This is a genomic window from uncultured Fibrobacter sp. (assembly GCF_900316465.1).
Taxonomy (GTDB): domain Bacteria; phylum Fibrobacterota; class Fibrobacteria; order Fibrobacterales; family Fibrobacteraceae; genus Fibrobacter.
Map to the genome: position 1 here is coordinate 58558 of NZ_ONDD01000020.1, position 13949 is coordinate 72506.

Consider the following 13949-nt stretch of genomic DNA (forward strand, 5'->3'; position numbering starts at 1 on the left):
AAAAATCGGGGATTTTGATGGCTGTTTACTTTTGGTGGCTGGATTACTTTACTCCGGCGGGCCGCGCGTTTGCGTCTCTGTTTTTGCTGGCGATGTTTGCGGGGGCGGTGCCTGGATTCTGGGCGGCCTGGATTTTTGCGGGCATTGATTTCCTGCTTTTCTTGGGGCTTGTCTTTAGCCTGTTCGTGACGGCAAAGCGGAGTAAGATTTGGATTGAAAGCGTGTCGGTGAATCGTGTGCGCGAAGGCGAAACGGCTACGGTCACGGCGTATGTGGCAGTGCGCTCGACGATTGACTGCGTGACTTTGGGCGCGAACCGTTTGCCGCCCTCGCTGACAGGCTTTGAATCGGACCGCGAGAAGATTAAGAAGGGCGAGCCGCCGCGCAAAATGGAATGCCATGTGCGCACAACGCGCCGCGGCTCCTTCATGCTGAATAAGGTTTCGGCGAATGTGCCTGAAATTATGGGACTTTTGCGCTGGCCTTATGGCTTTAACGGCTCGGTAGAATTGCTGGTTTACCCGCGGGCGCTCAAGGTGCAGGAATTCCCATTCCTGACGCAGGGCGCTTCGGGCATGGCGTTTGCGCCCTTCTTGATGCCAAGCCTTACTCGCGGCATGAATTTTATCGGCGTGCGGCCTTACCGCGAAGGCGATTCTCTGCGTGACTTGCACCATAAGGCTTTTGCCCGCTACGGAAAGCCTTTCACGAAAGAATTTGAAATTGAGCGTGGCGCTGGCATTATTTTGCTCCTGGACACAGCCACTCCGAATTTCAAGTCGCGACAGTACTTGGAACATGCGATTCGTATGACGGCGGCGGTGGGTGAGTGGCTCTTGGACCGCGAAATTCTTGGGCGATTTTTTATCGATAGTGAAGAAATTGCCTTGGATGGCGGTAGCGAAAGCCGCAAGAATCTGCTGGATGCTTTGGCGAGAATTCCGCCTGCATCGCTTGCGCATGCAAAACAGCCGGAACCTTGGGCGCCTGCAGCGCGCCCGATGGATCCGGTGCTCCGCATTGGGCTTTACGAAAACGATGAACCGCTTGTGAACAAGCATGTCGTGGTCGGAACGCAGCCGGCCTCGACCGAAGACAAATTGCTGATTGTTTCGCCTGAAGATTTGAATGGCGAGAGGGTGACGCTATGATGGCGAGCGAGAAAGTAGACATCCGCTACGCCTTCAAGGTGTTGTTCCTTTGCCTAGCTTCGGTGAATCTGGGCCATACCTTTGATTTCTTGTGGCTTGGCCTTTTATTTGCAATCTACTTTGTGGTCATCGGTGTGCTGAATGCGACGCGTCGCCGCGAATTTGCGAAACGTCCGCGTTACAACAAGATTTTGGCTTACGGCGCGATAGTGCCGCTAGCGCTTTTCTGGGTGATGACGCCGTCCGTTGAAAACGGCGTGTCGCCTTATTTGATTTTCTTGCCGGGAATTTACTTGCTGTATTTGGCGGCGTTGCAGGAACGGAGCCGCGGAAATGGCGGTTTTGAGGTTTTTGTCGCCTTCGATGGCGTGGGCGCGTTACTCTTTGGAATGTATATGGTGCCGCATGGCTGGGGCTTTGTCGGACTCGTTGGATTTTTGCTTGCGCTTTGTGCTTATAGCCGCCGCGGTACGGCACCTTACAAGTACGGGCTCTTTTTGCTCGTGATTGCAGTGCTCTGCGCAATCTCTTACGGTGGTTGGCAATACTGGAAAACGCAGCGTTACCGCTATGGGGTGCAAATGGCCGAAAACTATTACCAGCGCGAACGAATGATGGGCTTTGATCCGGTCGCGGCACTGGGTAGCTTTGGGAGTAATTACAATTCCCGCTACAATAGCCAAGTCGTGTTGCGTGTGTGGGATAAACAGCCCTCAAGATACTTTAAGGCGGCCAGCTACGAAAAGTATGTGGCGGGCATTTGGAAGTTGCCTACACAATTTACGACTAGACTTTATCCGGCCTACTACCAGGTAGATTATGCTGTGTTTGAGACTGCGGATTCGCTGACGAAGGCCGATTCCTTGCGCGAGGTGGAACAAATCTGGGTTCAATCGACGCTGGATAATTTTGGCTTTGTGTTTGCGCCCTATGGTGCCGTGGGCTTTGCGGCAAAAGATGTGGACTCGTTGACTTATTATTCAGGCGGTATGGTGCAGGGCCTGAATGGTAATGGAAAACGCTCTGACTGGCATTATTTTAAATGTCGGCCTGTCTCGGCGGAGAATGCGCCGGAGGCTTGTAAAATGCCGGATTCTCTGCTGGCTCCGGGCGAAGGCGACTTGATGGTGGGTGAGCGCTACTTGCCGCTGATTGACTCTGTGATTGTGGCGATGGACTTGCGCGATACCGCTGTGTCCGATTCTGTGACTGCGGATTCGTTGGTATTGCAGAAAATGCTTGCCTATTACCTCACGAATTTCACGTATTCGCTTACGGTACCGGGAATATCTCGCTGGGGCGGCGCGAAGAATGAACCGCTGGCGGTTTTCTGGCGCGAAAAGCAAGGTTTCTGCGAATATTATGCGACGCTTTCGGTGCTGGTACTTCGCCGATTGGGAATTCCGGCACGGTACGTGACGGGCTTTGCGAATCCTGAAATTGTCGAGGGCTTGCCTTATAGCATTTTCCGCCGCAAGCATTCGCATGCATGGGTCGAAGCGTATGTGGATAATCGCTGGGTGATCTTCGATCCGACGCCTCCCATTTTGCCGCAGTTTGCGGATGCGCCCAGCTGGTGGAGCGTTAAATGGGAGGGCGTGCGCGGGCGTTTCGCCCGCGTGATGCATGCTCTTAAAGAAGGCGAGTGGCGCCGCGTTGTCGATAGCTGGCAGAATCAATCGACCGCCCTCTTGGAAAGTCCGATTCTGTATGCGGTATTCGTAATTCTTGTAGCGGGCTTTGCGGGCCGCAAGATTTATATTGCGTATAAATTAAGCTCCAAGAATCGCGCTTATGTCTCGGCGCGGTCTCTAGAATGGGTAAACAAGCTGAACCGCGCCGAGCGTGATTTAGCCCGCGCCGGCTTTAGACGGGAGCCCGGCGAAACTGTCGGCAAATTTGCGGCTCGTATCAGGATTGCGCTTTCACACCTCGCCGAGGACCAAACCCCTCTTAAAAAGATTCAAAGAGCGCACCTCGCTTTGCTCGTTCTAGATGACTACGAAGAACACCGTTGGAGAGAAACCTTTAATAATGTGAAATGAGTAATGATTGATTTCTCATCTCACATTTTACATCTCACATTTCACATTTTTCTATCTTTCCTCCCAAAAACTAGGAGTTATTATGTCTGTACAAGTGATGGTAAATGGTATTCCGGGCAACATGGGCCGCATTGTGGCCGAAACCTGCGTGGCCCGCGGTCTCGAACTCGTCCCGTATTCTCTGACGGGTGAAATTATCGTTGAAAACGAAGCCGAAGTCGCCGGCAAGACCATCCAACTTTTGAAGCCGAGCAATCGCGAAGCTCGCATTGGCGAAGTTCTTGAAAAGTACCCGAACGTCATTTGCATTGACTATACGCATCCGACGGCCGTGAATGACAACGCCGCTTTCTACGTCAAGCACAAGATTCCGTTCGTGATGGGCACCACCGGCGGCGACCGCGAAGCTCTCGCCAAGCTCGTTGCCGACGCAAATCACCCCAGCGTGATTGCTCCGAACATGGCAAAGCAGATTGTCGCTTTCCAGACGATGATTGAATTCTTGGCCAAGGAATTTCCGACGGCATTTAGCGGTTACAAGCTCTCCGTGGTGGAAAGCCACCAGAAGACCAAGGCTGACACCAGCGGTACCGCACGCGCCGTGGTGGGTGACTTCCAGAAGATGGGTTTTGACTTCACCGTTGACGATATCGAAAAGGTTCGTGACGAAAAGGAACAGATGGAACGCATGCACGTGCCCGAAGAATACCTCGGCGGTCACGCTTTCCACACCTACAGCCTCGACAGCGCTGATGGCACGGTTCACTTTGAATTCCAGCATAACGTGTGCGGTCGTAAGATTTACGCCGAAGGTACTGTGGACGCCGTGAATTTCCTCGCTTGCCACATTGCAAACGGAACGGCAAGACCCTTCAACATGATGGACGTGCTCCGCTCCGGCAAGATGCGCTAATCGCATTGTAAGGTCATGCGTTCTTATATCCTCCGCCGCTTACTTTTGATGATCCCGACTCTCATCGGGATTTCACTGGTATGCTTTATCCTTATCCAGCTGTTGCCGGGTGGACCTGTGGAGGAAATGATTTCGCGTGCGCAGCAGGCTGCGGCCATGAAGGGTGGGGTAGATGCCTCCAAGGCGCTCTCGCCCGACCAGATTGCGCAAATCCAGGCGTACTTCGGTTTTGACCAACCCGCCTGGAAACGTTACCTGACTTGGCTCTGGAACGTTCTGCACCTGGACTTGGGCTCTAGCTATACCTATGGCCTCCCTGTGTGGGACGTGATTACGAGCCGTTTCCCGATTTCGCTGTTCTTTGGTATTACTTCGTTTTTCCTGAGCTACCTGGTCTGCATTCCCCTTGGCCTCTGGAAGGCGGTGCATCACGGGAGCAAGCTGGATTCCCTTTCTTCGGGCGTGATTTTCTCGGGCTACGTGATGCCGGGCTATGCACTCGGTATCTTGCTCATTATCTTCCTCGCAGGCGGTTCGTACCTGGACATTTTCCCGCTGGGCGGCCTCACAAGCGATGACTTCGAGGACTTTACCTTCTTCGAAAAGATTGTGGACCTAGGACACCATTTGATTCTGCCGATTTTCTGCTACATGATTAGCGAATTCGCGTTCCTCACGTTCCTCATGAAGAATTCCGCGCTGGAGGAACTGGGCAAAGATTACATGCGTACGGCTCTGGCGAAGGGCATGAGCTTTAACCAGGCGCTCGTTCGCCACGCGCTCCGTAACGCCCTGATTCCCATTGCCACGCGCCTTTCCGAAATTTGCACCTTGATGTTTGCGGGCGCGCTCCTTATTGAAAAGGTCTTCGATATCGACGGCATGGGCTTGCTTTACTACAACTCCATGGTGAACCGCGACTATAACGTGGTCATGGGCGTCATCTTCCTCAGCAGCTTGATGGCGATGATTGGCCGCCTTTTCAGCGATATCCTCTACACGCTCGTAGACCCGCGTATTAAATTCTCGTAATAAGAAAGCTTTTTTATTGCCACACGGATTCGGTTCCACTAACGTGGAATCATTTTTTTTATATTGGAAGGCATGAATAACGAAATTGTTTCGCCTGTTATTGAAAAGTATTTGAAGTCCCGCGGCTATGCCGATTACGAAGTCACCTCTATCGCCGGTGCCGGTTCGGGCCGTAAGTATTACCGAATTGCCTCCGGTAAGCAGAGTGCCGTGTTGCAGGTTTCTGCCTCGGTGGATGATGATTTTAAGCGTTTTGTGGATTATGCCGAAGCATTCAACTCTTTCGGACTTCCGGTTCCTAAGATTTATTGCGTAGACGAAGCCTCTTGCTCCGTGCTTCAAGAAGACCTGGGCGCACACAATTTGCTCGACAACATTGTTTCTCCGGGTTCCGAAAAGAAGACGGGCAACGTTCGCATTCTCTACCCCGAAGTCATCGATTCTTTGATCAAGTGGCAGAACATTTCCCGCTCGCTTTTCAGCTCTCGTTCCGACCTCTGGCTGCGTCGCTTCGATTTCGCCGCTCTCAAGTGGGAAACCGACTACTTTACTGAAAACTACCTGAAGAATTTCAAAGGCATTCAGGAAATTCCTGAATACGTACGTAACTTCTATTCCTTGATTGCAGTTTCTGTGGAAGCCCAGCACAAGGTACTGATGCATCGCGATTTCCAGAGCCAGAACATCATGGTCAAACCGAATTCCGAAATTGCTTTCGTGGATTTCCAGGGCGCTCGCCGCGGTGCCATGTTCTATGACTTGGCCTCTCTCTTGTGGGACCCGTACGTAGAACTTTCTCTGACCGAAATCAAGGACTTCTTTGAATACTGGCGCGTTTCTTATCGCGAAACCAAGACCTACACCAAGGATGACGCTTGGGAAGCCTTTATTCACGCCAGCTTGCAGCGCGTGATGCAGGCCATGGGCGCCTATTGCTTCTTGAGCAAGGTCAAGGGAATCCAGAAGTTTGAACAGTACATTGAACCGGGTAAGCGTCAGTTGCGTGTTGTCTTTGATGAATTCAAGAAGATTGCCAAGGCGACTTCGCCGAAGACCTTCGACTTCATGGACAACGCACTGGTATAAATGCAACCGATATACGTAAAACATTATGCAGAACCCGAGTCCTTTGCTCGGGCTTTGGGCTTTGCTTACGATGCCTTGGTGCATGGTCCGGTCAAGTTCGATCCCATGGTAACATGGAAGTCCTTGTCGGAACGTGTGTCCCAGGGAATCTATATGGGCGAGGGTCTGCTCTTGCCGCATACGCGCGTGCCGGGACTTCCGCAGCCTCTGTTTGCATTTGCGGTTTGTCCGAAGGGCTTTACCGACATCGCTGTAAAGCAAGGACAAGTGCCGCAATACATTTGCTTGCTGCTTTCTCCGGCGGAGTCTGCAACGTGTCATACACAGTTTATCGCTGGTATTGCGCGCAAACTGCTGAACCCGCAGTGGCGAGCTCAAGCGCTGGATGCAAAAACCCCCGAACAGTTGAATGCTCTGTTCGAGGAATGATTGCTTCGCATCAATGATGCTCGCAATGACGTTCTTCCTGTAATTAATTAGTATTGCACGCTTCCGCCTACCATGGCGCGGAAGCCTTCGTAATCGCCAAAGTAACGGTCATAGCCCGCGCGGAATGTCATCCATTCCCACGGCTTGATTTCGATTTTACCGCCAACTTCTATGTAGTGCAAGGTGGTCTTGTCGTTCAAGAACTTCTTGTCGGTGGCGCTTTCGGGCGTGTGCATGTCGGTAATGTTGCCGCCGAAGGCGGTGTCTTTGGCGACGGCGCTTGCATGCAGCGTTCCCTTGAACAAGGCGTCTTTCAGCAGGCCGCTTTCAACTTTATAAGAACCGCTGACTTCGCTGTAAACTTCCTGGCTGTTCGGGCCGAGATCGGTGCCGAGGCTCTGGGAATAACTGCGGTACGTGTAGCCACCGCCCTTGTGGTGCGTGTAGACCCAAGGTTCAACGCGGGTGTATTCCAAGTACCAGTTCCAAAGCGTGCTGCCGAGCTTAAGGCTGTCGCGGGCGACGCCGACAGAGGTGGCCCACTTGTTGCCCCACCAGCCGTCATCGAACATAGATGTGGGGGACTTCATGTCGTCCCACAAGAGTTCTCCGTAAAATTCCCAATGAGGAATCGTCTTCACGCTCAAATCGAACGCGAGCGAAATATTGTCTTGGTCGCCCTGCAGGTGTTCTTGGAAAACGTAAGGAATGAACGGAATCACATAGGCCCATTCAAATTCGCGACCGGTGCTATCGGCGTCTTCATTCGGGTTCGGGATCTCTTCGGTTGTGCTCCCGTAGAGGGCGGTTTCCGAAAGGCCCAGTGTAATGTTCTTGGGCAGGCTCAAGTCCAAACGGTGTACGTGCATGTACTTGCCGAAGTTTTTCTTCTCGAAAAGCTTCATGGCGTACTGCGAATAAACAATCGGGCCTAATTCAAACTGGTAGCCGAAATACGGCGTGGGGGCGGGCTCGTAAATGCGGCTTGTTGAATCTTGCCACGGGCGGTAATTGCTCTGTTCGCCACGCAGAATCACGTGGTTGCGGCGGGCGGGACCCATGCTCAAGTAATCGAATCCGGCAAGGAGCTTCACGGCGTTCAAGTCATAGCTGGCATTAGCTGCAAAAAGATCCCAAGTGCGTTTGTTGTCGCTCTGCTTGTTGTAGGGGATGCCTTCGCTCGGGTTGTAAAAGTTATCGTAGATTTCTTTATTTGTGTGGTCCGTGCTCACCTTGACGCGGGCGTTGAACAAGAATCGTTCGGTAAAGTGTCCGTTCAAAAACAGGCGCACCGAGGCGGAATTGTCGTAATGCGTAGGGGCATTCGTCAGGTTCGTAATCGCAAGGGTGTCAAGCAACTGTGCGCCAATATTCACCTCGTGGTGGCGCGCGGAATCGGCGAACGTAAAGTGGGCGGGGCTTTCGTTGAAAGGACTTGTGGCGTTTGCAGCATTCACAGAGACTGCAAAAAACAATCCCCAATAAAGATTTTTAGTCATGAATTTCATAGTAGCCACCATTGCTTTCAATGAATTTCTTAAGTCTTTTCGTAGAAAGGGTAATTTCGATAATTTTCAGAACGCGATTGAGCTGGCGACGCTTGATACGTATGGCAAGCGAAATCAGGAATCCGGCCCAAATGCCGACAGCGGGGAATCCGTTGCGCTTGGCAAAGTGAATGCGGTTGCGTATCATCAGGCAATCGATAAAGAAGGGAACGCATCCCTTGGCGTTTTCACTTCCGGTACTTGAGCCGATTCTATGGCTGACAATACTTTCGGTAGCCCAGGCAAGCGAGAATCCCGCTTTCTTTGCCCTATAGCAGTAATCGCTTTCTTCAAAATACAAGAAAAAATCTTCGCTCAACAAACCGACTTTCTTAATGCATTCGGGCGAAATGAGGAACGAAGCGCCTTCGATATAATCAAAATGGGGGACGTCCGAACCATGGGGCGCTTGAGGGCGACCAACCGATGCGAGCTTTGCATGCGTGGTTCCTGCGCCACCGATGTAGTTGCTTTTTTCGTCTACAATCAAGGAACCCGTAATGCCTGCACCCGATTCTTTCGCTTTCTGCAGCAGTTTTTCGAGGGCGGTTTCCTTAGGCTCGGTGTCGTTGTTGATTAGCCAAACGTATCCGTCAAAGCCTTCGGCCTGTGCGGCGCGCACGCCTTGGTTGTTTGCGGCGGCAAAACCCACATTGTGCTTGTTCCAAATGAAGTTTACGGGAATCGAAAAAGTTTCGCCTTGAAAAATCTTTTGGGACTCTTCGCAAGTCGCGTTGTCTATTACATAAACAAGATCGGGTTTGACGGTGCCACGTTCCAAGGCGTGTAGGCACCTTACCGTCAAGGCCGCATTCTTATAGTTGACAAGGACTGCGCAGGTTTGCATTACGACCTTCCCATGAACTTGGCTGCAAATTTAGCGCCGATGATTCCGTACAGGATTCGAGGGAGTATTGCGGTTTTCGACGTTACGTGTGGGTAAAGCGCCTTCGCATTCTTGACAATCCAGAAAAGGTAACCGGGCAGAATAAACTTTGTGAGTCTGCTTTCGACATAGGAAATATAGACGTTCAAAAATTTCTGGTCGGTAGCGCTCAGCTTCTGGTAATGCGGCGTTTCGCGCAACATCTTGGCCCAGCCCAGGTTCAACTTCAGGTTTCCGGTCCAAGTGTGCGTGTGACCAAGCCCGATGGCGTTAGAACCATGAATGCGGTATTGAATGACGGGCGCCTTGATTGATGCGTAGCCGTTCCTTGCAGACGCACAGAATGTAATCCATTGGTCGTGGACAGGAACTGCAACGGGAATCGGGAGAATGTCCTTGAGAAGGCTTGCGCGGAAGAGGACCATGCAACCGGTCACGTCGGTAAAGCCGGTCATGATCGCCTGCAAAGAAAGGTGCTCGGGAATCTGCCCGAGGGCGCGCCAAGAATCGGCGGTCTTTTTTCCGTCGGCATCGATGACTTCGGCATCGCCAAAAACAAGATCCACGTCGCGGCTTTCGATTTCCTTGATCAATAGCTCATGCTTTTGCGGAAGCCAAATGTCGTCTTGGTCGGCAAGCGCAATGTAATCGTTTTCATCAAGAATCTTCTGAGCTTCTTCGAGGGCTCTTGAAAATGCGGCACGGTGCCCCTGGTTGTGTTCAAACTTGATAATCTTTAAGGGGAGCCTGTCGGCGTAGCTTTCGAGGATTGTTACGGTCGAATCGGCAGAGCCGTCGTCAACGACAATGATAGAATCCGCAGGTCTTGTCTGGTTGACTAGCGAATCTAGCATTTGCGAAAGATATTTTTCGCCGTTGTACGTTGCCATTACGATGCAGAGTTTTGCCATAGCCCACAATATATAAATATAATGTTATATTTTAAGCCATTACTGGAATTTGATTATGAAGAAAATCCTGTTTATTTGCGATAAGAACGAATGTACCAGTTTTGGCCGCCTGACGTTGAACCTTGTGAGGTCTGTTGCCAAGGATTTTGATACGCATGTTCTGTGGATGAAGACTCCCAAGTTTTTCCCGAATCCGGAACATACGGCCGAAGGCGGCAAGATTGTGGCCGACCCGAGTACGTATACGGCTCACGAAGTTTGGGTGAAGTCTCTTTATACAGGTTTTCTTAGCCTGCGCAAGCCCGTTTACGATTGCGTCAGAAAAGTCAAGCCCGATGTGGTTTTCTTTATTCGCCCTGAACTCGGCTTTTTGATTTCGTCTGCCAAGAAGGCGATTGAAAAGAACAAGCGCGAAGGCGGTCCTGATGCAAAGTCTGTCTTGTACCTGCACGACGACTTTGCCGAAACCCAGTACCCCCACAGCATCAAGTTTATCTTGCTGAACAAGTTCTATATCGACCCGACAATCAATGCCGATTGCTTCGTGTTCAATTCCGAATGGACCAAGAACGCCGTGTGCAAGCATTTTGGTCCGCGCATGGCAAGTGCTCCGGGTGCGGTCATTGGCTGCCCGATCGATGGAACTGTGTTCAAACGCCTTGAAAAGCCGAAGACTGCCGAAGAACGCGAAGCTTTCCGCCGCAGCTACGGTATCAAGAACTACAAGGCCATGTGCGTGCATGTGGGGCTTGCCGAACCGCGAAAGAATGTGGAAACGTACTACGAAATGGCCCGCTTGCGCCCTGATGTCGCATTTGTCCGCGTGGGTAAGTTGACTCAGCATTATCGCGATATTATCAACGCGAAAAAGCTTTACAACGTTTTCCATTTCCCCGAATTTAACGCCCCTGAACTGCGTGAATTCTACTACCATGCCGAACTCATGGTGTACCCGAGCCTTCTTGAAGGCTTTGGCCTTCCGCCTGTCGAGGCAATCAGCTGCGGTACTCCTGCCGTTGCCGGTGGTACGACTTCGCTTCTCGAAAACTTGGATGGCGTGTGCCCGCTCATTGATCCGCCGACTGATGCCGAGGCTTACGCCAAGGTTTTGGACCGCGTGCTCGCAGGCGAAAAGGTCGTAAACGAAGAAAAGGCCCAAGAACTTTTGGACCGTGTTTCTATCGAAGCTTATTCGAAGCGTGTTGTAGACTTCCTGAATTCAATCGTTTAAATTCAGGAAGCATATCTCGAAATTTATTTATTGCGCCACACCTTGATCAGGCTGTGGTTTTTGCGCGTGGCAAGCCAGAGTGTGGGCCAAATCAAAATCAGGTCGCGAATCAGGCTTGTCCAGGCTTCGGCCTTGTCGTGGGCGTCGCCGTCTTCAAGTTCAAAGCAGCCGCAAGTGATTCCGAGGTCGTTGCCCAAGGCCCAAGTGAGGGCGATGATGAAGCTCACGAACATCCAGAAAATGGCGAAGGCCGATTCACGCACGAATGGCGTTACAATCATGGCGAGGCCAAACCAGAATTCAAACTGCGGGTAAAGCAGCGCAAAGAAATTGTTCACGCTTTCCAAGTGCAAAGCGGGGAAGAACTGGTACTGCGCCACCAGAACCGCAAACTGGTGCGGGTCCTGAATCTTGTAGATGCTAGCAAAAATGAACATGCCGCCGATGCCCACGCGGAACAAGGTTTCGAGTGCACGGATGGCGAAGTCTTTTTGCAGGCGGTAAGCCGGAAAACAAATGCCCGTGGCGATGATAATGGCGGCAAGTCCCACATGAATGTTGTAGCGGTAAGCCTTGGGCCAAATGTCAATCAGCCAATCTTGGTCGGTAAAAGTCAAGAAAGATTCCGGGAACGAAATCTCGGCGACACCGATGGCCACAAGAATCGAGGCTACAACGAGCAGTACTGCAGAAATAATCGTCTTCTTCATTACAGCACCTCGTCCGGCTTGGCAAGAATTTCCTGGCTGCCGATCCAGTCGACCGACTTGGAATCTTCAACGCGAATGTTGTTGATGACTGCAAGGGCAATGCAGAATACAGCAATCCCGAGCAAAACAATCCAGTTCAGGGACTTCAAATAACTTTTGAGATAATCGAATACTTTAAGAGCAATTGATTTCATATCCATAAGATACAAAATCTTCAGTCTTACTTAGTCCACAGGCTCTTTTCTTTTTCAATAAACTTCACGAAATCTTCGGGGGATACCGGCTTCGAGAAGAAATATCCCTGAATCACGTCACAACCCATTCTTCTGAGGGCTCGCAATTGGGATTCCGTCTCAACGCCTTCGGCAACGCAAGGAACCTTCAAGAACTTGGCGATGTCAATGATCAGTTCCACCATTCGCTTGTTCTTTTCATGCTTTTCCATGCTGCGGACAAAAGACATATCGATCTTTAGAATGTCGATAGGAATTTCGGTCAGCATGCCGAGCGAAGAATAACCGGTGCCAAAGTCGTCCATTTCGATTTTGAACCCTTTTTGTCGCATGCTTTCGAGAACTTCGATTAAGCCCTGTGCGTTTTCGGCGTAGGCGCTTTCGGTAATCTCGATCATGTATTCGCTAGGCGAAAGGTTGTTCTCTTTCAAAATGTTGCAGAACTTGTTTTCAAGATCCGGATCGTAAATGTCGATACGTGATACGTTTACCGATACGGGAACGGTAAAGTCGTATTCGTCTTTCCAGCGGCGGATTTGGGCGGCAGCCTCTTTCCATACGTAGTAGTCTACCATCTGAATCAGACCGTTTGATTCAAACAGCGGAATAAAGTCGGCCGGGCTGATAAAGCCAAGAGTCGGGTGAATCCAGCGGATAAGAGCTTCGGCGCTGCGTAGGTGCGGCTTGTCGCCCTGAATGGCGTACTTGGGCTGGTAGTAGACCTTCAGGTCCTTGTGTTCGATGGCTTCGTAAATATCCCTGATCAAACGTTCTTCGCGGAGGTGCTTGGTATGCAGGCCGCTGTTGTATGTGGCTACTGAAACCGTAAAGTTTCCGCTAATGCGGTCGCAAGCGCTCTTGGCTCGGTCAAACCATGTTTCGGGGTCGGTTACGCCTCGTTCCACGAATTGCCATACGCCCACTCGGGCTCGGATATTGTTGACCTTGACATGGTGGGCAAGAATGTCTTGAAGATCCTCTTGAAGTTCTTGGTAGCTTTCCTGGTGAATGCAGTAGACGTAGAAAACGTCTGCGCCCGCACGGCAGGCAATGGCATTCAGGGTCGTCAGAATCTGTTGTAGGTAATTACCGATATCTGCAAGAATCTGGTCGCCGACACTGCGCCCGTAAATTTCGTTAATCAGGCGGAAATGCTCGATGTCAATAACGATAGCGTCGCGGTCAGACCCCATGTCTAGCGGGATAATCTGCTTCAGGTATTCAAAGAAATAATCAATGGTATAAAGCCCCGAGAGCTTGTCCCTTTCGGTCTGTTGCACCAGGTTCTTGTTTTCGAACAGGGCCATGGTGCGCACGCAGCGGGCGAGAATGATGTCGGGGGTGTTTAGGGGCTTTCGTATGAACTCGTCTGCGCCCAGTTTGTAACATCCGTTGTCATTGCCGTCCCCAGTAATGACGATGACGGGAATGCTCTGCAAGAAAGTCTGGTTATTTCTTTGCTTTAAAAAATTGATACAGGCGCTGTCGGGGAGGTCCAGCTCCAGCAGAATAAGGGAATAAGTCGTGGGGGCATCCATTAACAAAAGCAACGCTTCTTGTGTGTTGCTGACAACAGTAATGTTGTAGGATTCCTCTAAAACATTTTGCAAAATTTCCTGGCAATCTTGATTATCTTCGATTACCATGATATTCTGTCTGGATTTAAACGACCGCATTATATTTTCTCTCTTCTGTAAGATAAATATATGTAAAAATGTTTCGTCAAGGGTTCTTGAAGGGCCTTTTATGCCAGATTATGCGTGTTTTTTCCTAAT

General features: G+C 50.9%; 13 protein-coding genes. 7 read left to right on the forward strand and 6 right to left on the reverse strand.

Features of this window, described 5'->3' with window-relative positions; all coding sequences use genetic code 11:
• Positions 1 to 17 precede the first annotated feature (17 nt).
• The 6 genes from QZN53_RS09230 (at position 18) to QZN53_RS09255 (ending at position 6656) form a co-directional block, all read left to right on the forward strand.
• Positions 18 to 1151, forward strand: a complete 1134-nt coding sequence (locus tag QZN53_RS09230) for a DUF58 domain-containing protein (RefSeq protein WP_163438710.1) — start codon at positions 18 to 20, stop codon at positions 1149 to 1151.
• Complete coding sequence (locus QZN53_RS09235) at positions 1148 to 3196, forward strand: transglutaminase domain-containing protein (RefSeq protein WP_294652686.1); 2049 nt, start codon at positions 1148 to 1150, stop codon at positions 3194 to 3196. The genes QZN53_RS09230 and QZN53_RS09235 overlap by 4 nt, the downstream gene beginning before the upstream one ends.
• An 82-nt stretch (positions 3197 to 3278) precedes the next feature.
• On the forward strand, positions 3279 to 4109 hold the full coding sequence (gene dapB / locus QZN53_RS09240) for a dihydrodipicolinate reductase (RefSeq protein ID WP_088627742.1): 831 nt from the start codon (positions 3279 to 3281) through the stop codon (positions 4107 to 4109).
• Between the two features lie 15 nt (positions 4110 to 4124).
• Positions 4125 to 5141 (forward strand): ABC transporter permease subunit, encoded by a 1017-nt coding sequence (locus QZN53_RS09245; RefSeq protein ID WP_072797323.1) that lies wholly within the window; start codon positions 4125 to 4127, stop codon positions 5139 to 5141.
• A 72-nt stretch (positions 5142 to 5213) separates the two neighbouring features.
• Positions 5214 to 6227 (forward strand): phosphotransferase, encoded by a 1014-nt coding sequence (locus QZN53_RS09250; protein WP_163438711.1) that lies wholly within the window; start codon positions 5214 to 5216, stop codon positions 6225 to 6227.
• On the forward strand, positions 6228 to 6656 hold the full coding sequence (locus QZN53_RS09255) for a PTS sugar transporter subunit IIA (RefSeq protein WP_163438712.1): 429 nt from the start codon (positions 6228 to 6230) through the stop codon (positions 6654 to 6656).
• 47 nt (positions 6657 to 6703) lie between these two features.
• Here the strand turns inward: QZN53_RS09255 and QZN53_RS09260 are convergent, their stop codons facing one another.
• The 3 genes from QZN53_RS09260 to QZN53_RS09270 are packed head-to-tail and all read right to left on the reverse strand — an operon-like array spanning position 6704 to position 10000.
• The gene (locus QZN53_RS09260) at positions 6704 to 8164 is read right to left on the reverse strand and encodes a hypothetical protein (RefSeq protein ID WP_205428134.1); all 1461 of its coding nucleotides are present in this window, start codon (positions 8162 to 8164) and stop codon (positions 6704 to 6706) included.
• Positions 8148 to 9050 (reverse strand): glycosyltransferase family 2 protein, encoded by a 903-nt coding sequence (locus tag QZN53_RS09265; RefSeq protein ID WP_163438713.1) that lies wholly within the window; start codon positions 9048 to 9050, stop codon positions 8148 to 8150. Before QZN53_RS09265 ends, QZN53_RS09260 begins: the two co-directional genes overlap by 17 nt.
• Positions 9050 to 10000 (reverse strand): glycosyltransferase, encoded by a 951-nt coding sequence (locus QZN53_RS09270; protein ID WP_163438714.1) that lies wholly within the window; start codon positions 9998 to 10000, stop codon positions 9050 to 9052. Before QZN53_RS09270 ends, QZN53_RS09265 begins: the two co-directional genes overlap by 1 nt.
• Positions 10001 to 10055: 55 nt before the next feature.
• Between QZN53_RS09270 and QZN53_RS09275 the strand changes: the two genes are divergently transcribed.
• Positions 10056 to 11231 (forward strand): glycosyltransferase, encoded by a 1176-nt coding sequence (locus tag QZN53_RS09275; RefSeq protein ID WP_163438715.1) that lies wholly within the window; start codon positions 10056 to 10058, stop codon positions 11229 to 11231.
• A 23-nt stretch (positions 11232 to 11254) separates the two neighbouring features.
• On the opposite strand, the gene QZN53_RS09280 is transcribed toward QZN53_RS09275, so the two are convergent.
• The 3 genes from QZN53_RS09280 to QZN53_RS09290 are packed head-to-tail and all read right to left on the reverse strand — an operon-like array spanning position 11255 to position 13850.
• Positions 11255 to 11941 carry a MauE/DoxX family redox-associated membrane protein gene (locus QZN53_RS09280; protein WP_163438716.1) on the reverse strand — a complete coding sequence of 229 codons (687 nt, stop codon included), beginning with the start codon at positions 11939 to 11941 and terminating at the stop codon, positions 11255 to 11257.
• Positions 11941 to 12141 carry a hypothetical protein gene (locus QZN53_RS09285; protein WP_163438717.1) on the reverse strand — a complete coding sequence of 67 codons (201 nt, stop codon included), beginning with the start codon at positions 12139 to 12141 and terminating at the stop codon, positions 11941 to 11943. Before QZN53_RS09285 ends, QZN53_RS09280 begins: the two co-directional genes overlap by 1 nt.
• Positions 12142 to 12161: 20 nt before the next feature.
• The gene (locus tag QZN53_RS09290; RefSeq protein ID WP_163438718.1) at positions 12162 to 13850 is read right to left on the reverse strand and encodes an EAL domain-containing response regulator; all 1689 of its coding nucleotides are present in this window, start codon (positions 13848 to 13850) and stop codon (positions 12162 to 12164) included.
• Between the last annotated feature and the right edge of the window lie 99 nt (positions 13851 to 13949).